The organism is Actinosynnema sp. ALI-1.44 (assembly GCF_001984155.1).
In the GTDB taxonomy this organism is placed as follows: Bacteria; Actinomycetota; Actinomycetes; order Mycobacteriales; family Pseudonocardiaceae; genus Kibdelosporangium.
In genome coordinates this window covers 287,153-307,037 of record NZ_MTQO01000052.1, presented here as the reverse complement: position 1 = coordinate 307,037, position 19,885 = coordinate 287,153, and the positions used below count along the sequence as shown (strand labels likewise).

General features: G+C 68.6%; 19 protein-coding genes. 8 read left to right on the top strand and 11 right to left on the bottom strand.

Annotated features, from left to right (window positions below; all coding sequences use genetic code 11):
• Positions 1 to 8: 8 nt before the first annotated feature.
• From opcA to tkt, 5 genes are read right to left on the bottom strand one after another with little or no spacing between them, the layout of a single operon-like run.
• Positions 9 to 953: a glucose-6-phosphate dehydrogenase assembly protein OpcA gene (opcA, locus tag ALI144C_RS39315; protein WP_076992794.1), complete on the bottom strand. Its 945-nt coding sequence runs from the start codon at positions 951 to 953 to the stop codon at positions 9 to 11.
• The gene (gene zwf / locus ALI144C_RS39310; protein WP_076992311.1) at positions 950 to 2,476 is read right to left on the bottom strand and encodes a glucose-6-phosphate dehydrogenase; all 1,527 of its coding nucleotides are present in this window, start codon (positions 2,474 to 2,476) and stop codon (positions 950 to 952) included. Before zwf ends, opcA begins: the two co-directional genes overlap by 4 nt.
• Positions 2,473 to 4,080 carry a glucose-6-phosphate isomerase gene (locus ALI144C_RS39305; protein ID WP_076992310.1) on the bottom strand — a complete coding sequence of 536 codons (1,608 nt, stop codon included), beginning with the start codon at positions 4,078 to 4,080 and terminating at the stop codon, positions 2,473 to 2,475. Before ALI144C_RS39305 ends, zwf begins: the two co-directional genes overlap by 4 nt.
• 9 nt (positions 4,081 to 4,089) lie before the next feature.
• Positions 4,090 to 5,202, bottom strand: coding sequence for a transaldolase (gene tal / locus ALI144C_RS39300; protein WP_076992309.1), 1,113 nt, complete (start codon positions 5,200 to 5,202; stop codon positions 4,090 to 4,092).
• A complete protein-coding gene (gene tkt, locus ALI144C_RS39295) occupies positions 5,199 to 7,397 on the bottom strand; it encodes a transketolase (protein ID WP_202819162.1) in 2,199 nt (732 codons plus the stop codon). Before tkt ends, tal begins: the two co-directional genes overlap by 4 nt.
• Before the next feature lie 204 nt (positions 7,398 to 7,601).
• On the opposite strand from tkt, the gene ALI144C_RS39290 reads away from it, so the two are divergent.
• The 4 genes from ALI144C_RS39290 to ALI144C_RS39275 all read left to right on the top strand — a co-directional run bounded on the left by ALI144C_RS39290 (position 7,602) and on the right by ALI144C_RS39275 (position 10,974).
• The gene (locus ALI144C_RS39290) at positions 7,602 to 8,534 is read left to right on the top strand and encodes a heme o synthase (protein ID WP_076992307.1); all 933 of its coding nucleotides are present in this window, start codon (positions 7,602 to 7,604) and stop codon (positions 8,532 to 8,534) included.
• Between the two features lie 89 nt (positions 8,535 to 8,623).
• On the top strand, positions 8,624 to 9,643 hold the full coding sequence (locus ALI144C_RS39285; RefSeq protein WP_076992306.1) for a PQQ-dependent sugar dehydrogenase: 1,020 nt from the start codon (positions 8,624 to 8,626) through the stop codon (positions 9,641 to 9,643).
• A gap of 78 nt (positions 9,644 to 9,721) precedes the next feature.
• The gene (locus ALI144C_RS39280) at positions 9,722 to 10,486 is read left to right on the top strand and encodes a polysaccharide deacetylase family protein (RefSeq protein WP_076992305.1); all 765 of its coding nucleotides are present in this window, start codon (positions 9,722 to 9,724) and stop codon (positions 10,484 to 10,486) included.
• 20 nt (positions 10,487 to 10,506) lie between these two features.
• Positions 10,507 to 10,974, top strand: coding sequence for a nitroreductase family deazaflavin-dependent oxidoreductase (locus ALI144C_RS39275; protein ID WP_076992304.1), 468 nt, complete (start codon positions 10,507 to 10,509; stop codon positions 10,972 to 10,974).
• Between the two features lie 175 nt (positions 10,975 to 11,149).
• Here the strand turns inward: ALI144C_RS39275 and ALI144C_RS39270 are convergent, their stop codons facing one another.
• Entirely contained in the window at positions 11,150 to 11,752 is a 603-nt protein-coding gene (locus tag ALI144C_RS39270; RefSeq protein WP_076992303.1) for an FKBP-type peptidyl-prolyl cis-trans isomerase, read from the bottom strand.
• A gap of 197 nt (positions 11,753 to 11,949) precedes the next feature.
• Here ALI144C_RS39270 and ALI144C_RS39265 point away from each other — a divergent pair, with 197 nt between their 5' ends.
• From ALI144C_RS39265 to ALI144C_RS39255, 3 genes are all read left to right on the top strand, one after another.
• Positions 11,950 to 12,954 (top strand): hypothetical protein, encoded by a 1,005-nt coding sequence (locus ALI144C_RS39265; RefSeq protein WP_237774534.1) that lies wholly within the window; start codon positions 11,950 to 11,952, stop codon positions 12,952 to 12,954.
• Position 12,955: 1 nt separating this feature from the next.
• Positions 12,956 to 13,582 (top strand): hypothetical protein, encoded by a 627-nt coding sequence (locus ALI144C_RS39260; protein WP_076992302.1) that lies wholly within the window; start codon positions 12,956 to 12,958, stop codon positions 13,580 to 13,582.
• A 126-nt stretch (positions 13,583 to 13,708) separates the two neighbouring features.
• The gene (locus ALI144C_RS39255; RefSeq protein WP_076992301.1) at positions 13,709 to 14,368 is read left to right on the top strand and encodes an HD family phosphohydrolase; all 660 of its coding nucleotides are present in this window, start codon (positions 13,709 to 13,711) and stop codon (positions 14,366 to 14,368) included.
• Between the two features lie 40 nt (positions 14,369 to 14,408).
• Here the strand turns inward: ALI144C_RS39255 and ALI144C_RS39250 are convergent, their stop codons facing one another.
• Positions 14,409 to 15,371 (bottom strand): quinone oxidoreductase family protein, encoded by a 963-nt coding sequence (locus tag ALI144C_RS39250; protein ID WP_076992300.1) that lies wholly within the window; start codon positions 15,369 to 15,371, stop codon positions 14,409 to 14,411.
• A gap of 85 nt (positions 15,372 to 15,456) precedes the next feature.
• Here ALI144C_RS39250 and ALI144C_RS39245 point away from each other — a divergent pair, with 85 nt between their 5' ends.
• Entirely contained in the window at positions 15,457 to 16,200 is a 744-nt protein-coding gene (locus ALI144C_RS39245; RefSeq protein ID WP_076992299.1) for an aminotransferase class IV, read from the top strand.
• Here the strand turns inward: ALI144C_RS39245 and ALI144C_RS39240 are convergent.
• The 4 genes from ALI144C_RS39240 to ALI144C_RS39225 all read right to left on the bottom strand — a co-directional run bounded on the left by ALI144C_RS39240 (position 16,195) and on the right by ALI144C_RS39225 (position 19,885).
• Entirely contained in the window at positions 16,195 to 17,157 is a 963-nt protein-coding gene (locus ALI144C_RS39240; RefSeq protein ID WP_076992298.1) for an acyl-CoA desaturase, read from the bottom strand. The genes ALI144C_RS39245 and ALI144C_RS39240 overlap by 6 nt on opposite strands.
• A 4-nt stretch (positions 17,158 to 17,161) precedes the next feature.
• Positions 17,162 to 18,112, bottom strand: a complete 951-nt coding sequence (locus ALI144C_RS39235; protein ID WP_076992297.1) for a COX15/CtaA family protein — start codon at positions 18,110 to 18,112, stop codon at positions 17,162 to 17,164.
• A 37-nt stretch (positions 18,113 to 18,149) separates the two neighbouring features.
• Positions 18,150 to 18,863 (bottom strand): ABC transporter permease, encoded by a 714-nt coding sequence (locus ALI144C_RS39230; protein ID WP_083753858.1) that lies wholly within the window; start codon positions 18,861 to 18,863, stop codon positions 18,150 to 18,152.
• Between the two features lie 86 nt (positions 18,864 to 18,949).
• Positions 18,950 to 19,885 (bottom strand): ABC transporter ATP-binding protein, encoded by a 936-nt coding sequence (locus ALI144C_RS39225; protein WP_076992295.1) that lies wholly within the window; start codon positions 19,883 to 19,885, stop codon positions 18,950 to 18,952.

Genomic DNA, 19,885 nt, shown 5'->3' with positions numbered 1-19,885 from the left:
GCGATCTCCTAGGCCGGAGCGCCTTCCGGCGCGTCCGCCTCGACCTGGGTGAGGCCTTCGAGCGTGGCCTCGTAGATCTCGTCGGGGTCGAGCCTGCGCAACTCCTCCACCAGGCAGTCCTTCACGTTGCGGCGCGCGAGCGCCACGCGGCGGTCGGGCTGGCCCGGCTGACGCAGGGTGCCGACCTTGCCGTCGAGCCTGGACAGCTCGACCGGACCGGACTTCCGTTCCAGGACGACGGAGTTGATCCCGGGCGCGTTGCGCTGCGGCGGCAGCCTGCGGACGGGGATCTTCAGGTACGCCGCCAGCCACCCGGCCAGCAGGTCCGTCGACGGCGAGTCCGCCTCACCGGACACCGTGGCGCCGGTGATCTCCTCGTACGGCGGCAGGTCCAGTGCCGCGGCCAGGTAAGCGCGCCACTGGGTCAGCCGCGTCCACGCCAGATCCGTGTCACCGTCCGAATAGGACGACCGACGGCAGGCAAGCGCCCGCACCGGGTCCTTGTCGGTCGCCGCGTCGGTGATCCTGCGGTGCGCCAGCTGACCGATCCGGTCCTCCGACGGCTTGTCCGGCGACTCGAACGGCCACCACGCCACCACCGGCGCGTCCGGCAGCAGCAACGGGATCACGCACGTGTCCCCGTGCTCCACCAGTTCGCCGTAGAGCCGCAGGACGACCACCTCGGACGCACCCGCGTCGCCGCCGACGCGGATCTGCGCGTCCAGCCGTGCCGCGGCCTCCCGCGCGCCCCGCGCCACCACGATCACGCGGCAGGGGTGCTCGCGGCTGGCCTCGTTGGCCGCCTCGATGGCTTCCTCGGTCTTCTCGCCGTCGTCGGTGACGATCACCAGGGTCAGCACGCGGCCCAGCGCGACCGCGCCGCCCTGCTGGCGCAGTTCGACGATCTTGGCGTTCACCTTCGCCGTGTTCGTCGTCGGCATGTCGATGATCACGGGTGCCTCCACGTGCGGCCGGTGCGGCCCAGCATCTTCTCCGCCGACGGCGGGCCCCACTCGCCCGGCGCGTACGGGTCCGGCTTGCCCTGCTTGGTCCAGAAATCCAGGATCGGGTCGAGGATCTCCCACGACCGCTCGATCTCACCGGCCACCGGGAACAGCGACGGCTCGCCGAGCAGCACGTCCAGGATCAGCCGCTCGTAGGCCTCCGGCGACGACTCGGTGAACGCCCGGCCGTAGCTGAAGTCCATCGTGACGTCGCGGACCTCCATCGTCGTGCCCGGCACCTTCGAGCCGAACCGGATGGTGATGCCCTCGTCGGGCTGGATCCGGATGACGACCGCGTTCTGCCCGAGCTCCTCGGTCGACGTCTGGTCGAACGGCAGGTGCGGCGCCCGCTTGAACATCACCGCGATCTCGGTCACCCTGCGGCCGAGCCGCTTGCCGGTCCGCAGGTAGAACGGCACACCGGCCCAGCGGCGGGTGTTCACCTCGAGCGTGATCGCGGCGAACGTCTCGGTCGTGGAGTCCGGCGGGAAGCCTTCCTCCTCCAGCAGGCCGGGCACCTTCTTGCCGCCCTGCCAGCCACCGGTGTACTGCCCGCGCGCGGTCGTCTCGCCGAACGGCTCCGCCGGCTTGGTCGCCGACAGGACCTTGATCCGCTCGGTCCGCAGCGACTGCGGCGAGAACGACACCGGGTCCTCGATCGTGGTGAACGCCATCAGCTGCAACAGGTGGTTCTGGATGACGTCCCGCGCCGCGCCGATGCCGTCGTAGTACCCAGCGCGGCCACCGAGACCGATGTCCTCGGCCATGGTGATCTGCACGTGGTCGACGTAGTTGGCGTTCCAGATGGGCTCGTACAGCTGGTTGGCGAACCGCAGCGCCAGGATGTTCTGCACGGTCTCCTTGCCGAGGTAGTGGTCGATGCGGAACACCGACTCCTCGGGGAAGACCTCGTTGACGATCCCGTTGAGCTCGCGCGCGCTCTCCAGGTCGTGCCCGAACGGCTTCTCGATCACGACGCGCCGCCAGCTCTCACCGTCCTGGTTGGCCAGTCCGGAGCGGGCGAGCTGCTTGCACACCACGGGGAACGCGGCGGGCGGGATGGACAGGTAGAACGCGTGGTTGCCACCGGTGCCGCGTTCCTCGTCCAGTTCGCGGACGGTCTGGGCGAGCCGGTCGAACGCCTCGTCGTCGTCGAACGTGCCCTGCACGAACCGGATGCCCTCGGCCAGCCGGTCCCAGACCTCCTGGCGGAACGGGGTCCGCGCGTGCTCCTTGACCGCGTCGTAGACGACCTGGGCGAAGTCCTCGTTCTCCCAGTCGCGGCGGGCGAACCCGGTCAGCGCGAAGCCCGGCGGCAGCAGGCCGCGGTTGGCCAGGTCGTAGATCGCGGGCATCAGCTTCTTGCGCGACAGGTCACCGGTGACCCCGAAGATCACCAGGCCGCACGGCCCGGCGATCCTCGGCAGCCGCTTGTCCCGCTCGTCGCGGAGCGGGTTCTGCCATGTAGTCACGGTTTCTGCACCTCCTGCACGGCTTTCACCAGGTGGGCAAGGCCCGCTGCCCGGTCGGTCAGGTGCAGCCGCAGCACCGGACGACCGTGCTCCTTGAGCACCTGGCCGTCGCCCAACGCCTGCGCCCGCTGCAACACGCCCAGCGTGTACGGCCGGTCGGGCACTTCGAGGTCGTCGTCGACCGCACCGGTGATCTGCAGGAAGACCCCGTTCTGGTGGCCGCCCTTGTGGTACTGCCCGGTCGAGTGCAGGAACCGCGGCCCCCAGCCGAAGGTGGTCTGGAAACCGGTGCGCCTGGCCAGTTCCGGCCGCAGCAGCGCGGCCGACGCGTCGTCCAGCCGGTCCAGGTACGCCTGCACCGAGATGTAGCCCGCCGCGGGCACCGAGGCCACGAAGGACCGCAGCACCTCGGGCAGCGAACCGCCCTCGAAGTGGCCGTACACCTCCACCGGTCCGTCCACAAGGGACGGCTTCTCGTCGTGGCCGGAGCCCTGCGGCTGGTCGAGCAGCGCACGGGCGGCCTTCTTGGCGGCCTCCACGTCCGGCTGGTCGAACGGGTTGATGCCCAGCAGCCGCCCGGCGATCGCGGTGGCGTACTCCCACAACAGGAACAGGCCGCCGAGGGAGCCGGACGTGGAGATGCGGGCCACGCCGCCCGGGGTGCCGATCGCGGTCGCGGTGGCGTCGTCACCGGCGTCGGCGAAGCCGGGTGCGTCGGTGCCTTCCGTGGCCACCGGGAGCAACCCCGTGCCCTGCTTGCCGGTCGACTCGGCGATCAGCTGCTCCACCCAGTCGGGGAAGCCCTTCACGCTCGTGTCGGTGTTGGCGAAGACGACCTTCTCGGCGCCTTCCGAGTGCCGCACGCCCAGCGCGGCGCCCAGCGCCAGCCCGGCGTTGGTGTCCTCGTCCTTGGACAGCACCGAGGCCGCGGCGGCTGCCTCGTCCAGCAGCGTCGCGATGTCCGCACCGGCGAGACCGGACGGCACCAGGCCGAACGCGGTCAGCGCGGAGTACCGGCCGCCCACGTTCGGGTCGGCCAGGAACACCTTGCGGTACCCGGCCTCACCCGCCAGCTTCTCGAACGGCGAACCGGGGTCGGTGACGACGACGATCCGGGACGCGGCGTCGATGCCCTGCGCGGCGAAGGCCTTCTCGAAGATCCGGCGGTGGCTGTCGGTCTCGACCGTGCCGCCGGACTTCGACGACACGACCAGCACGGTCCTGGTCAGGTCACCGGCCAGCGCGTCGGCGACCTGAGCCGGGTCGGTGGTGTCCAGCACGACCAGGGGCACGCCCGCGGTCGCGGTGATCACCTCGGGCGCGAGTGACGAGCCGCCCATCCCGGCGAGCACGACCCGGTCGACGCCCTCGGAGTGCAGGTCGGCGCGCAGTGCGTCGATCTCCGCGAGCAACGGCCGGGACGTCTCGTGCAACGCGGTCCAGCCGAGGCGGATGGCCGCCTCGGACTGGGCGTCGGCGCCCCACAGCGTCGCGTCCTGTGCGGCGATCCGGCTGGCGACCTTGTCGGCCACCAGCGTCTCGACCAGCGTCGCGGTCTCCTCCGCGAGCTTGTCGTCGACGATGTCGACGGAGATCTCGATCATCGGGGAATCTCAGCCCTTTGCTTTGTCGAGTTGGCCCGAAACGGTCTCCAGCAGCTCGGTCCAGGACTTCTCGAACTTCTCGACGCCCTCGGACTCGAGCACGAGGAACACGTCATCGAGGTTGACGCCCGCCTCGGTGAGCGCGTCGAACACCTCCTGCGCCTGCTCCTCGGTGCCGGTGACCTTGTCGCCGTCGATCTTGCCGTGATCGGCCACGGCCTGCAGGGTCTTCTCCGGCATCGTGTTGACGGTGTTGGCCACGACCAGCTCGTCGACGTACCTGGTGTCCGAGTAGGACGGGTCCTTCACGCCGGTGGACGCCCACAGTGGACGCTGTGCGTTGCCGCCCGCGTCCGCCAGCGCCTTCCAGCGATCGGTGGCGAAGATCCGCTCGTAGGCGGCGTAGGCGAGCCGCGCGTTGGCGATCGCGGCCTGTCCGCGCAGCGCTTTGGCCTCGTCGGTGCCCAGCGCGTCGAGCCGCTTGTCGATCTCGCTGTCCACGCGGGACACGAAGAACGAGGCCACCGAGTGGAGCCGCGAGATGTCGTGCCCGTTGGCCTTGGCCTGCTCGACGCCGTCGATGAAGGCCTCCATCACCGCCTCGTAGCGCTCCAGCGAGAAGATCAGCGTCACGTTGACGCTGATGCCCTCGGCCAGCGTCCGGGTGATCGCGGGCAGGCCGTCCTGCGTCGCCGGGATCTTGATCAGCAGGTTCGGCCGGTCGACGGCCTTCCACAGGTCCTGCGCCTCGGCGGCGGTCCGCTCGGCGTCGTGCGCCAGCCGCGGGTCGACCTCGATCGACACCCGGCCGTCCACGCCGCCGGAGGCGGTGAAGACGTCGCGGAACAGGTCGCACGCGTTGCGCACGTCGGTGGTGGTGATCTCGCGGACGGTCGCGTCCACGTCGGCCCCACGGGCGGCGAGCTCACGCACCTGCTCGTCGTACGCCTCACCCTTGCTCAGCGCACCGGCGAAGATCGTCGGGTTGGTCGTGACCCCCACGACGTTCCAGTCACGGATGAGGTCGGCCAGGTTGCCGGTGTTGAGCCGGTCCCTGGACAGGTCGTCCAGCCAGATGGAGACACCCGCGCCGGACAGTGCGGTCAGGTTGTTGTTGCTCACTTGCCTTCCTCCACTCGCTGCAGCGAGCGCCGTGCCGCGTCGACAACGGCCTCGGTCGTGAAACCGAACTCGCGGAACAAAGTCTGGTAGTCGGCGGACGCGCCGTAGTGCTCGATCGAGATCGCTTCACCGGCGTCGCCGATGAAGCGGTACCACGGCTGCGCGATGCCTGCCTCGACGGACACACGAGCGCGGACCGACGGCGGGATGACCTGGTCGCGGTACGCCTGGTCCTGCGCGTCGAACCACTCCACACTCGGCATCGAGACCACACGCGTGGCAACGCCGTCGGCCTCGAGAACCTTCCTGGCCTCGGCCGCCATCTGCAGCTCCGAGCCCGTGGCGATGAGCACCACCTTGGGGTCCCCGTTCGAGGCGTCGGCAAGCACGTAACCGCCCCTGGCGACACCCTCGGCGTCGGTGCCTTCGAGCACCGGCAGGTTCTGCCTGGTCAGCGCGATCCCGATCGGGCCGTTCGGCCGCTCGATCGCCGCCTTCCAGACGGCCGCCGTCTCGTTGGCGTCACCCGGGCGGGCGACGGTCAGACCGGGGATCGCGCGCAGCGCGGCGAGGTGCTCGATCGGCTGGTGTGTCGGGCCGTCCTCGCCGAGACCGATCGAGTCGTGCGTCCACACGTAGATCACCGGGGACTTCATCAGCGAACCGAGCCGGACCGCGGGCCGCATGTAGTCGCTGAACACCAGGAAGGTGCCGCCGTACGGGCGGGTCGGGCCGTGCAGCGCGATGCCGTTGAGGATCGACCCCATCGCGTGCTCGCGCACGCCGAAGTGCAACGTACGGCCGTACGGCGTGGCGTTCCACTCCTTGGTGGCGATCGAGGTCGGGCCGAACGAGTCCGCGCCCTTCATCGTGGTGTTGTTGCTCTCGGCCAGGTCGGCCGAGCCGCCCCACAGCTCGGGCAGCACGTCGGCGACCGCGTTGAGCACCTCGTTGGATGCCTTGCGGGTGGCGATGCCCTTCGCGTCCGGCTCCCAGCTCGGCAGCTTGGCGTCCCAGCCGTCGGGGAGCTGGCGGGCCACCAGCCGGTCGAACAGCTCCTTGCGCTCCGGGTTGGCCTTCGCCCACGCGTCGAACTTCGGCTGCCACTCGGCCTTGGCCTGCTCGCCGCGCTTGACGACCTCGCGCGCGTGGGCCAGCACCTCCGGCTCGACCACGAACTTCTTCGCCGGGTCGAAGCCGAGGATCTTCTTGACCTCGGCGACCTCGTCGTCACCCAGCGCGGCGCCGTGCGCCTTGCCGGTGTTCTGCTTGGTCGGGGCGGGGAAACCGATGATCGTGCGGAGCAGGATGAACGACGGGCGGCCGGTCTCGGCCTTGGCGGCGTCCAGCGCCTCGATGATGCCGGTGACGTTCTCGCCGCTCTCCACGACCTGGACGTGCCAGCCGTAGGCCTCGTAGCGCTTGGCGGTGTCCTCCGACAGGGCGATCGCGGTGTCGTCCTCGATGGAGATCTTGTTGTCGTCGTAGATCACCGTCAGGTTGCCCAGCTGCTGGGTCCCGGCGAGCGACGACGCCTCGGAGGTCACGCCCTCCTCGATGTCACCGTCGGAGGCGATCACGTAGATCTGGTGGTCGAACGGGCTCTCACCCGGCGCGGCGTCCGGGTCGAACAGGCCGCGCTCGCGGCGGGCGGCCATCGCCATGCCGACCGCGGAAGCCAGGCCCTGGCCCAGCGGGCCTGTGGTGATCTCCACACCGCGGGTGTGGCCGTGCTCGGGGTGGCCGGGGGTCTTGGAGCCCCACTTGCGCAGCTGCTCGATGTCCTCGATCTCCAGCCCGTACCCGGACATGAACAGCTGCAGGTACAGCGTCAGGCTGGAGTGGCCAGCCGACAGCACGAACCGGTCCCGGCCGACCCAGTCGGCGTCCGCGGGGTCGTGCCGCATGGTCCGCTGGAACAGCGTGTAGGCCAGCGGCGCGAGGCTCATCGCGGTGCCGGGGTGGCCGTTGCCGGCGTTCTGCACGGCCTCGGCGGCGAGCACGCGGATCGTGTCCACCGCCCGCTTGTCGAGGTCCGTCCAGTCGGCCGGAACGTTTGCCGTGGTCAGGCGGGTGATGTCGTCTACGGACACGGGCTTGTGCTCCCACTTTCCCTGCTCGTGCGGGAACCACGTCTTGCCACGCGAAACGGTGTTCCCGCTGGTTTGCCTCGTCCCTTGCCTCAGCGTAGTCATCCTTTCGGCCCTTGCGAGCCGGACGCGGCTGGACAGGGGTGTGTTCTTCCTTCATTCACGGACGGAACCGTTCGGACGGTTCGACAGGGGAGTACCCGCCGCAGGTCTCCGTACGTAGCCCGTCTACTATTCCGTCCGTACCCGAACGTTTTCCATTCACACAAGGAGCGTCATGTCGCCGGTGTGCTTCGCGCAGGGAGCGCTGTGAGCATCACCGCTGACGCACCCACCACCACTCCGCGACGCAGGTTCCAGGACGTCGTCCGTGCGTACATCGCGCTGACCAAGCCGCGCATCATCGAGCAACTGCTCGTCACCACCATTCCCGCCATGCTGCTGGCTCAGCGCGGGATCCCGTCGCCGTGGCTGGTGCTGGCCACGCTGGTCGGCGGCACGTTGGCGGCAGGCAGCGCCGGTGCGCTGAACTGCGTCGTCGATGCCGACATCGACGCGGTGATGAAGCGCACCAGCGCGCGGCCGCTGGTCAAGCACGAGGTCCCGGTCCGCAACGCGCTGGTCTTCGGCGTCGTCCTCGGTGTGGTCTCCTGCGGATTCCTGTGGCTGACCACGAACTGGGTGGCCGCGGTGTTGTGCGTCGGCGCGATCCTGTTCTACGTGCTCGTGTACACGATGCTGCTCAAGCGTCGTACCTCACAGAACATCGTCTGGGGTGGCATCGCGGGATGCATGCCCGTGGTGATCGGCTGGGCGGCGGTCACCGGTGACGTGGGCTGGCCCGCGTTCGTCCTGTTCGGCGTGATCTTCTTCTGGACGCCGCCGCACTCGTGGGCGCTGGCGATGAAGTTCCGCGACGACTACGCCAGGGCCGGTGTGCCGATGCTGCCCGCGGTGGCCACACCGCGCCAGGTGTCGTTCCGGATCGTGCTCTACTCGTGGGCGATGGTCCTGTGCGGGCTGCTGCTCGTGCCCGCGACGAGCTGGATCTACGCGCTGTCCGCGGCGGTGCTCGGAGCGATCTTCCTCACCGCGGTGCACAAGCTGCACAACGTGTACCGACGTGGTGGCGAGAGCAATCCGATGAAGGTCTTCCACCTGTCGAACACGTACCTCTGCGCGGTGTTCGTGATGGTCGCGGTGGACTCCGCGATCGGACTGCCCGTGACGAACATTTTCTGAACCACCCGAAAGTCTGTTCCCCAACGATGTGATCGTTGCGACATAGTTGGTCTGTACCTCTGACCCTGCAGTCAAGGAGGACAAGACCAATGAAGGTCCGTACGAGCCTGGTCATCGCCGCGACGGCGCTGACCGGGCTTTTTGTTACCGCGGCCCCCGCACAGGCGGCGACGACCGTGGTGGCCTCACAACTGGCCGTGCCCTGGGGCCTCGGGTTCACGCCCGACGGCTCCGCCCTGTTCACCGAGCGCAACACCGCCAAGATCCGTCAGATGAGCCCGACCGGCGTCGTGACCGACGTTCAGACGGTCCCCGGCGTAGTCGCGCGAGGTGAAGGCGGCCTGCTCGGCCTCGCGGTCTCCCCGCAGTTCGCGCAGGACCGGACCGTGTTCATCTACTACACGAGCTCGTCGGACAACCGGATCGCTCGCGTCGTGCTCGGGCAGACGCCCCAGCCGATCGTGACCGGGATCCCGAGGGCGAGCATTCACAACGGCGGGCGGCTCGCGTTCGGCCCGGACGGCTTCCTCTACGCCGGTACGGGTGACGCGGGCAACTCGGCCAACGCCCAGAACCGCACCTCGCTCGGCGGCAAGATCCTGCGGATGACCCCGGCCGGTCAGCCCGCGCCGGGCAACCCGTTCAACTCGCTGGTCTACTCGCTGGGCCACCGCAACGTCCAGGGCCTGACCTGGGCGCCGGACGGCAGGCTGTTCTCGGCCGAACTCGGCAACAACGCCTTGGACGAGCTGAACCAGATCACCTCCGGCGCCAACTACGGCTGGCCGACCTGCGAGGGGCCGTGCAACAACCCGAGCTTCGTCAACCCGCTGCGGACGTGGTCAACGTCGCAGGCGTCCCCGAGCGGCATCGCCTACTACAAGAACAACCTCTACATGGCGGCGCTGCGTGGCGCGCGGATGTGGGTGATCCCGGTGACCACCACCGGTGTCGGCACGCCGCGCGCCCTGTACCAGGGCCAGTTCGGGCGGATCCGGACTCCGGTCGCCGGCCCGGACGGGAACCTGTACTTCACCACCAGCAACCGCGACGGGCGTGGCTCCCCGGTCGCGGCCGACGACCGGATCGTCAGGAGTGACGGAGCTTAGGCAACTCGCGGTGCCCCTCGGGCGTCTACTCTGGTAGAGGCCAATTTCCTTGCGGGGAAGGAAAAGCGAGGGTAAAGAATGCGGAAGAAGCTGGTCATGGCCGTCGCGCTCGGTGTGGCGGCGGCCATGACAGCCAGTTGCTCGGGGACACAGACGCAGGCGCAGAATCCGTCCACAGTGCACGCTCAGGCCCGTCCGTCACCCGACACGCCAACGAACACGCCGGCGAGCCCGCCCGTCGAGAAGGTGACCGCACCGGCCACGGTGGACGGTCTGGCGCCGGTGGTCCGCAAGATCCCGACGGACAAGCCGTACGTGTTCATCACCATCGACGACGGCGCGGTGAAGGACCCGGCGGCGCTGCAGCTGATCAGGGACTCCGGCGCGAAGCCGACGTTGTTCCTGAACTCGAAGTACTTCAAGGGCAGCGAGGACTACTTCAAGGCGCTGCAGGGTACGGGCATCGAGATCAACAACCACACGATGACCCACCCGAACCTGAAGGGCAAGCCGTACGACGTCCAGCACCAGGAGATCTGCGGCGACTCCGACGCGATCCAGCAGGCGTTCGGCAAGCGCCCGACGTTGTTCCGGCCGCCGTTCGGCAACTACGACGACAACACGCGCAAAGCCGTCGCCGCGTGCGGGATGAAAGCCATCGTGCTGTGGACAGCGGCGGTCAACGACGGCGTGGTGCAGTTCCAGTCAGGCAGCAAGCTCAAGGCGGGCGACATCGTGCTGATGCACTTCCGGCACACGTTCACCGCCGACTACCAGGCGTTCGTCGAGCGGGCCAAGCAGGACGGCCTGACACCGGTGCCGTTGTGGGATTTCCTGGCCTGACCAGGGTAGGTTGGGCTGCCATGGAGTTGCTGCGCAAAGCCGCGAGGTGGATCGCGGCCCAACCCTGGCTGACCAGGATCCGCCCCGTCGTGCTGAGCGTGGACAAGGTGCTCTTCCGGTTGACCAGGGGACGGGTGACCGTGGTCGGCATCGCCGGGATGCCGTCGCTCGTCCTGCGGGTCAGGGGCCGCAAGTCCGGCGTGCAGCGGGACGTCCCGCTGCTCTACGTCCCCGACGGCGACGACATCCTGCTCGTCGGCTCGAACTGGGGCGGACCGGGGCATCCGGTGTGGACACTCAACCTGATGGCCGAACCGGACGCGACCGTGAACGTCAAGGGCCGTACGCGCCCGGTGCACGCTCGGCTGCTGTCCGATGAGGAACGCGCCGACATCTGGCCGCACCTGCTCGAGACGTGGCCCGCGTACGACACGTACCAGTCGAAGACGTCCCGGGACCTCCGGGTTTTCCGGCTCACACCCCGGTGAGAATCGACGGTCGTGGGTGTGCCTGCGTGGAAATTCCACGGAGGCACCCACGCGGTCATTCGGTCAGGGGCAGACACAGACCCCGTTGCACGGCTTCACGCCGAGGGTGCCACAGCCGAAACTCGCCCGCGAGGAGTGGCCGGTCTACCGTGGACTGATCACTGTCGGGAGCGCGTCAACTGACCTTGACCGTGTCCACGACGAAGACGAGTGTCTCGCCACCCTTGATCGGTGCGCGCCCGTTCGGTCCGTACCCGAGGTCCGAGGGGACGACCAGCAGGCGGCGGCCGCCTTCCTTGGCTCCGACCAGACCCTGCTTCCACCCCTGGATCAGGGTCGACTGGCCGAGGGCCTCGACGTCCAGCGGCTTGCCGCGGTCGTACGAGTTGTCGACGATGTTGTTGTCGGACCAGGTCTGCAGCAGGTAGTTCACGCTGACGTTGCTGTTGGCGGCGACCGCGGCGCCGGTGCCCGGCTTGAGGTCCTTGCTGAGCAGCTTCTTCGGCGGTTGGCAGGTCTTCGGGATGGTGATCGTCGGCTTGGCGCCGAAGTCGCCATCGACCTTGATGTCCTCCGCGGTGCACTCGGGCCCGGTCGCGGTGTTGCCCGGTGCCGTCGTCGACGTCGCCTTGGCGGACGTCTTCGTCGTCGGCGGCGGAGTCGACTCGGCGGTGGGCAGGGTGCCCGTCGAGGCCTGCTCGGAGTTGGCACAGGCGCTCAAGGTGGCCGCCGCCACCAGCACCACGGAAACCATCGTGACCTTGCCTGCAATACGCATGTGGTCACCCTAGGCAACCGGGTCATACACTGGTTCCATCGGGTGCCCGACTCGTCGGTTCGCGCCGCACTGTGATCGGGAGCATCCCCCGTTTTCCGGATTCCTACTGCGCCGCGATGCGCGTACAGTTACTGCGCGCACTCAAACGGGCACACTACGCGTTCGTCCGTATGGGTGCCTGTCAAGGAGGTGACCCGGTGTCCGCGGACGCCAACGGCATCCGCAAGAACCCGATCCAGGAGATGTTCTGGACGAGGACCGGCTTGTTGCTCGCGGTCCTGCTGGTGATCTCGATCGGTAGCCTGTGGATATCCAGTGCGATGGACGCCGGTCTTTTCAAGACCCTGGTGGCCGCGCTCGGCACCGGCACAATGGTGTCGGCTGTTGTCGGTTTCGGTCAGACGTTGATCACGGCTTCCTCGTCGCAGAAAGCGCTCGTGACTCCGTTGATCGAGGAAAGCAAGCGGGCCTTACGGGATTTGTCGGCCGAATACCGGGCGTTGAACACCGAGTTCTTCCCCACGCACGTCTTCGAGGCCAGCGCCGAACCCGACCCGGAGTTCAACCGGCTGCTCATGGCCGACCTGAAGGCCAGCCGCCAGTACTTCTTCCGCGGGTTCTCCGGCAGGCACGCGGCCGCGCGGCTGCTGGTGACCTCGTCGGAGTGGGAACTGCGCACGGTCGTCGCCGACCCGAGGCAGCACTCGGCGATCAGCGGACGGGCAAGGTACCTGCTGCGCGGTGAAGGCGCGAGCGGTGACTACGACAAAATCCGCGCACAGCTGGTCGACGAGATCTCGATCGGCCTCGTCGGGTTGTTCCTCGCCCGCAGCCGGTGCACTTCGGTCGACATCGCGGTGATCGCGGAACCGCCGCTCGACCGGCTGGAGATCTTCGACGACAGCGTGTGGCTGACGCTGTACAGCGACGTCGGCGGCACGACCTCGTTGTACCCGCGCACGCTGCGTTTCTCGGAAGGCTCGTTCATCTACGGGATGCAACGAACCGAGTTCCAGCGCATGCGCGACACCAGGGCCGCGCAGAAATTCGTCATCACCCCGGACACGACTCGGCAGGAATTCCTCGCCCTGTTCGAGAAAATCACGGGAACACCGCTGTCCGACGAGGGTTTCGCGGGCCTGGAGCGCCAGTTCCACGCCTTCCGGGAAGAATTCACCAAGGCCGCCGGGCTGGAGGACTGAAATGCGAACGAGGTCCGCGCTGGCCGAACTGGCCGGCGAACTGCGCACCGTCGACCAGGCCGACTGGGCCGCCGTGAGCGGCCGGTTCACCGAGTGGGCCTGCCGCGACGAGCTGCGTGACGAACTACGACACCACCTGAGGACCCTGTCCGGCGAGGTCGCCGCCGCGGTGATCTCCCGGTCACGCGAGACGACCACGCACTTCGCGTGGTGCTTGCTCAACCAACCGGGCGACAAGTTCTCGTTCTGGCTGCACGAGTACAAGCCGCAGCGGGACTGGCGCATCGGGTACGCCGACTCGATCCACAACCACCGCTACCACTTCTGCACCACGATCCTGCGTGGGTCCTACGTGCACGAACGGTTCGACGCCGAGATGGACACCAACGGCCTGGTGATCAAGTCGGCCACGATGGTGCACAGCGGGGTGTGCGAGACGGGGGAGGCGGGCACGATGTTCTCCGAGCAGTTCCACCGCATCCCGAAGGCCGCGGACGGCACGATGACGTTCCTGGTGAAGTCGCGGCCGGTGCGCGGCTGGAGCCTGTCGTTCGACCCGGCCACCAGCGTCAGCCGCAGGCACGTGCCCGTCGAGGAACGCCTCGGCCACCTCGCCGACCGGCTGTGATGTGGGCGGATGGACTTTGTAGAAAGGTGCCAAAACCTGTCGTAGTGTCATCATGTACACCCTGATCAGGCGTCTCACCACCTACGATGCCCTCACTTGCGCGGGGGCTCGAGATGGGAGGGACCGATGCTTGACCAGGAGCTGGGTTCCGTCAGCGACCTGGCGGTCGACCAGGTGGAAAGACGGGTGAAACGGCTGTGCCAGCGGTTCGCCGCCAACCTGCCGTTCCACGGATGGCACCACGTGCACTTCGTCAGGACCAAGGCGGGCGCGTTCGCGCGTGCCAATGGGTCCGATGCGGCCGTTGTGGAAACCGCTGCATTGGTGCACGACCTGAACTACATCGTCGAACGCAATTCGGATGCCGCAGCCGGACGCGACCTGCGGATGCGCATCCTCGCCAAATCCGGTGTGGACGAGGCGGTGGCCGAGTCGATCGACCGGATCGTCGTCGAGGCCGAGATGCGGACCCGACACCGGGACATCTCGCTCGCGGCGCAGGCGTTGAGCGACGCGGACACGCTGTTCAAGGCGCTGCCGGTGACGCCGGTCGTGCTCGCCCACCGGTATCTGAGCGAGAACGGCATCACGTTGGCGCAGTTGGCCCACAAGATCGTGGGTGAGCAGCAGGGCAAGCACGACGAAGGCTTCTACTTCTACAGCGCCGAGGCGAAGGGCATGTACTCGCGGTGGGCCACTGCGAACCTCGAACTTTGGCAGTGTGTCGTCGAGAGTCTCGACGACCCGTCGGTTGGGGAACTCCTTGAGGCTGTCCAGAGCCGTTAGCCCCTGAAGTTCCCCAACCGCGCCCAGGTGACCCCCTGCGTCAGGGGATCAGCAGGAGCTTTCCTGTCGTCTTGCGACCTTGCAGGTCTTCGTGTGCCTTGCTCGCGCCGCTCAACGGGTAGCGTCCGCCGATGCGCACCGACAGCGCGCCGGACCGGACTCCGTCGAACAGCTCCCCGGTGCGCCAGGCGAGTTCTTCCGGGCTGGAGAAGTCGCGGCTGGTCGGGCGGGTCAGGTAGACCGAGCCCTGCTGGTTGAGGCGCTGGGGGTCCACCGGGGGGACCGGGCCGCTGGCCGCGCCGTACAGGACCATGTAGCCGCGGCGCCGGACGCTGGCGAGGCTGGCGTCGAATGTCGTCTTGCCCACGCCGTCGTACACCGCTGCCATGCCCTCGCCGCCGGTGAAGTCGCGGGCGTGCTTCTCGAAGTCCTCGTAGCCGACGACCTCGTCCGCTCCGGCTTCCCTCGCCAGCTGTTCCTTCTCCGGTGTCGACACCGTCCCCAGGACTCGGGCACCGCGGGCCTTCGCCAGTTGCACCAGCAGCAGGCCGACTCCGCCCGCCGCCGCGTGGACGAGGACCGGGTCGTCCTTCTGGACCGGGTACACCGATGCGAGCAGGTAGTGGGCTGTCACGCCTTGCAGGAGCAGCGCCGCCGCGATGTCCGTGTCGACTCCGTCGGGCACGGGAATCGCCGACGCGGCGGGTATCACGAGCTTCTCGGCGTAGCTTCCCTGCACCGTGTACCAGGCGACGCGGTCGCCGACCTTGTGGCCGGTCACGTCCTGGCCCACGTCGGTCACGATCCCGGCGCCTTCGAGCCCTATCCCGATCGGGGTGGACAGCGGGTACAGACCGGAGCGGTGGTACGTGTCGATGTAGTTCACGCCCGCCGCGAGCACGTTCACCGCGACTTCGCCGGGACCCGGTGCCGCGACGTCCACGTCGACCAGTTCGAGGGCCTCCGGCCCGCCGGTCTGGTGAACCCGCACTGCTTTCGGCACGCCGCCTCCTCGTAGAGTTGTTCGTCTTTCATCGACCAACCACGCCGGGCGCGGACTTGTTCCGGGTTCGCGCGATCATGTCCCTGTGCGAGACGTCAGCTACGGTCACTACACCTCGATCCTGGTCGACCAGGATGGTGCACGGGGGCTCACCGCGCACCTCGAGCGGCTGGACCGGGACGCGCGGGTGGTCTTCGGTCACGGCATCGACGGGGCCTTGGTCCGTGAGCGGGTGCGGGACGCCCTGCGTGGACAGGAGCTGCCTGCCAACGTCCGTGTCACCGTGTTCGCCCGGGACGCGACGCCGGGGCGGGTGGTCGATCTCCAGCCGCCGGACATCGCCGTCACGGTGCGGACGGTGCAGCCGCGGCAAGGGCCGTCGCCGCGGGTGCGGTCGGCGGTGTACAGCCGTTATCTGCCCGAAGTGAAGCACATCGGCACGTTCAGCCTGTACCACCAGGTGCGGCTCGCCCAGCAGGCCGGATACGACGACGTGGTGTTCGTCGACGAGCACGGCCGCGTCTCGGAAGGCTCGTTCTGGAACATCGCCTTCCACGACGGCTCGAAGATCATCTGGCCGGACGCGCCCGCGCTGCCCGGGGTCGAGATGACCACGCTGCGCGCCGGGCTCCTGGCGCTGGGCATCCCGGACGAACGCGGGGCGGTGACGCTCGCGCAACTGCGTGGCTTCCGCTCGGCGTTCCGCACCAACGCGATCAGCGGTCCGGTGCCGATCGCGTCGATCGACGACGTCGTCTTCCGGCCGGACCCGGAGTGCGCCGCGTTGCTCAAGGCCGCCCAGCAGGCGGTGCCCGGCGAGGCCCTATGAGTTCAATTTGCGGCGGGCCAGTCGTTCCGCCGTCGGCCAGCGCACGTCCCACGCCCAGCCGAGCTTCTCGAAGATCCAGATCGTGCGTGCGGCGATGTCGATCTGGCCGCGCAGGACGCCGTGCCGGGCACAGGTCGGGTCCGCGTGGTGCGAGTTGTGCCACGACTCGCCCATCGACAGGATGGCCAGCGGCCAGAAGTTGGCCGCGCGGTCCCGGCTGGCGAACGGGCGGGCGCCGACCATGTGGCAGATCGAGTTGACCGACCAGGTCACGTGGTGCAGGAACGCGACCCGCACCAGGCCCGCCCAGAAGAACGCCGTCAGCGCGCCCCACCACGACCAGCTGATCAGGCCGCCGAGCAGCGCGGGCAGCGCCATGCTGGCTGCCGTCCACACCCCGAACAGCTTGCTGACCACGCGCAGGTCGTCGTCCCGCAGCAGGTCCGGTGCGAACCGCTCGTAGTTGGTGACGTCGCGGGAGAACATCCAGCCCATGTGCGCGTGCCAGAAGCCCTTCAGCAGCGCTCCTGGCGACGTGCCGAACAGCCACGGCGAGTGCGGGTCGCCCTCGCGGTCGGCGTACGCGTGGTGGCGGCGGTGGCTGGCGACCCAGAAGATCACCGAGCCCTGCACCGCGAAGCTGCCCGCGATGCCGAGTGCGATCCGGACCGCCCTGTTGGCCTTGAACGCGCCGTGCGTGAAGTACCTGTGGTAGCCGACGGTCACGCCAAGCGTGGCGATCACGTACAACGAGACGGTCAGCACGATGTCGAGCCAGCTCAGGCCCCAGCCCCACGCGAGTGGCACGGCTGCGATCAGCGCCGCGAACGGCACCAGCAGGAAGACCTTGAGAACGAGTTGCTGAGCGACTGTTCGGCGTTCGCCAAGCAGAGGCGCCGGGCCGGATTCGGTCGTCGTCACGAACCGGACATTAGGCGCTGACGATGAAGGTTGCATAGTGTCAGTGCGAAGCGGCGGCGAACTGCTCGTGCTCAGTGGCCTCCACAGTGGCCGGTCGTTCCCTGCTCCACGCCCACAACGAGGCGGTCGCGACCGTCACCAGCATCGCGCCGAAGACGTGCAGGACCACCAGCACACCCGGCACCCCCGTGAAGTACTGGACGAACCCGATCGAGCCCTGTGCGACGACCACGGCCAGCAGGATGAAGTACCGCTTCCAGACGTCGCGGGGCGCTGTTGCGCGCCACAGCAGGAAGCCGACAAGCAGCAGCAGCGCGAGGAACGCGTACAGGAAGGCAGCGTGTACGTGGGCCAGGGTGGACACCGGCAGATCCAGGCGTGGGGTGTTCTTGTCGCCCGCGTGCGGCCCCGCGCCGGTGACCATCGTGCCCACGACAAGCAGGCCGACGAGCAGCACTGTCTGCACGACGAGCAGCCGGGGGACCCACGGGTGCGTCCGTGGCCGTGGCGGGGCGTCGCTTTCCCGCAACGAGCGGACCAGCATCACCGCGAACCACGCCAGGACGGGGGAGACGACCATGTGGATGCCCACCGTCCACCACAGCAGCCCGGACCGGACCGTGATGCCCCCGATGATCGCCTGCACGACAACGCCGCCCATCATCGCGGCGGACAGCCACAACACGCGCTTGCGGTGCGGACGGGACAGCAATGCGGCCAGGAAGCACAGGCCGCCGATGATGCCGACGACGCCGGACAACAGCCGGTTGCCGTACTCGATCCACTGGTGGAGCATGTCCAACTCGGGGTGCTCGACCGGGACCATGCTGCCCGGCAGGCAGTTGGGCCATTCGCTGCAGCCCAGGCCGGAGCCGGTGACCCGGACGACCGAACCGGTGATCGCGATGCAGACGTTGGCGACGACGGCGGCGACGGCGAAGCCGTACTGCCCCTGGACGATGCGCTGTTTCAGTCCGCTGCGGTTCACCACTCCTCGATGGTATGCGTAGCCTGCCGAGTGATCGACATCAGGTCAGCCGAGTGGTGCGCGCCGCCACCACGGCGGCCACCACACCCCACCCGACCAGCACCGCCAGCGGCTGCCAGCCAGGCCCGCCGCCGTTGAGCGCCAAGTCGACGCCCTCGGTCAGCGCGCCGGACGGCAACAGCTCGACGACCCCGGCGAAACCGGACGGCATCGACCCCGCCCGGACGATGATCCCGCCGGCGAGCAACAGCACGAACCAGATGATGTTCGCCAGCGCGAGCACGATCTCGGCCCTGAGCGTCCCGCCGAGCAGCACGCCGAGCGCGCCGAACGCCAGCGCGCCGAGCACCGCGAGCAACACGGTCCACAACACACCGCCCAGCGACGGTGACCAGCCGAGGACGAGCGCCACGACACCGAGCACGACCAGCTGGATCGCCACCACGGTGAGCCCGGCGAGGACTCGTCCGCCGACCAGCATCCAGCGCGGCAGCGCCGTCGCGGCCAGGCGTTTGAGCACGCCGTAGCGCCGGTCGAAGCCGAGCGCGATCGCCTGCCCGGTGAACGCCGACGACATCACGGCCAGCGCGAAGACACGCGGTACGACCGAGTTCACCCGGGGCTCGGGCAGCGAGATGATGTCGATCAGGGTGAGCCCGACCAGCAACGCGATCGGGATCAGCAACGTGAGCAGGACCTGCTCGCCGTTGCGCAGTGTCAGCTTGGTTTCCGTACGCGCGTGCGCGAGCAGCATGCGTGCCTTGCTCCCGGCACCGGGCGCGGGGCGGAACGTGCCAGCTGGGAACCGTGAGTTGACACCGTTGGAGGCGGCTGTGGCCGTCAACGCAACTCCCGTCCGGTCAACTCGAGGAACACGTCCTCGAGACTGCGCCGGCCGACGTGCAGTTCCTCGGCCAGCACTCCTTGTTGGGCACACCACGCCGTCACCGTCGAGACTACCTGCGGATCGACGCGCCCGGTAACGATGTATGTACCCAAAGCAGCCTCTGCCACGTGACACCCTTCGGGCAGCGCGGCGGTCAACAGCGAGGTGTCCAGCCCAGGCCGGGCCTTGAACCGCAGTTGCTGGGTGTCCGGGTCCTCCGTGGTCAGTTGGGTGGGGCTGCCCTCCGCGACGACCCTGCCGTGGTCGACGATCACCACGTGGTCGGCCAGTGTCTCGGCCTCTTCCATCAGGTGCGTGGTCAGCAGGACGCTCACACCGTCGCCGCGCAGTGCGCAGATCATGTCCCACACCAGGCGCCTGGCCTGCGGGTCCATTCCGGACGTCGGCTCGTCGAGGAACACCAGCTCCGGGCGGCCGACCAGGGCGCACGCCAGCGACAGCCGCTGCTGCTGCCCGCCGGACAACCGCTTGTACGGGGTGCGCAGCGCGTTGGTCAGCCCGAGGACGTCCAGCAGCCAGTCCGTGTCCAGCGGGTTGGCCGCGCACGAGGCGACCAGCTTGAGCATCTCGCCCGCGCGCACACCCGGGTACGCGCCGCCGCCCTGCGGCATCACGCCGATCCGGGGACGCAGCTTGTCGCCCTCGGCACGCGGATCGAGGCCGAGCACCCGCACGCGGCCCGCGTCGGGACGCAGGAACCCCTCGCACACCTCGACGGTGGTGGTCTTGCCCGCGCCGTTCGGTCCGAGCAACGCGAGCACCTTGCCCTGCGCCAGCCGCAGCTCGAGGCCGTCGACGGCGGTGGTCGAGCCGTAGCGCTTGACCAGTCCCGACACCTCGACGGCGGGACGGGTTTCGGAAGCGCTCAC

Coding starts and splice junctions, on each gene's coding strand:
- ALI144C_RS39285 (WP_076992306.1), top strand. CDS start 8,624: ATGAAGGTCCGTACGAGCCTGGTCATCGCCGCGACGGCGCTGACCGGG.
- ALI144C_RS39275 (WP_076992304.1), top strand. CDS start 10,507: ATGGAGTTGCTGCGCAAAGCCGCGAGGTGGATCGCGGCCCAACCCTGG.
- ALI144C_RS39305 (WP_076992310.1), bottom strand. CDS start 4,080: ATGATCGAGATCTCCGTCGACATCGTCGACGACAAGCTCGCGGAGGAG.
- ALI144C_RS39260 (WP_076992302.1), top strand. CDS start 12,956: ATGCGAACGAGGTCCGCGCTGGCCGAACTGGCCGGCGAACTGCGCACC.
- tkt (WP_202819162.1), bottom strand. CDS start 7,397: ATGACTACGCTGAGGCAAGGGACGAGGCAAACCAGCGGGAACACCGTT.
- ALI144C_RS39255 (WP_076992301.1), top strand. CDS start 13,709: ATGCTTGACCAGGAGCTGGGTTCCGTCAGCGACCTGGCGGTCGACCAG.
- ALI144C_RS39280 (WP_076992305.1), top strand. CDS start 9,722: ATGCGGAAGAAGCTGGTCATGGCCGTCGCGCTCGGTGTGGCGGCGGCC.
- ALI144C_RS39230 (WP_083753858.1), bottom strand. CDS start 18,863: ATGCTGCTCGCGCACGCGCGTACGGAAACCAAGCTGACACTGCGCAAC.
- ALI144C_RS39240 (WP_076992298.1), bottom strand. CDS start 17,157: ATGCAACCTTCATCGTCAGCGCCTAATGTCCGGTTCGTGACGACGACC.
- ALI144C_RS39270 (WP_076992303.1), bottom strand. CDS start 11,752: ATGCGTATTGCAGGCAAGGTCACGATGGTTTCCGTGGTGCTGGTGGCG.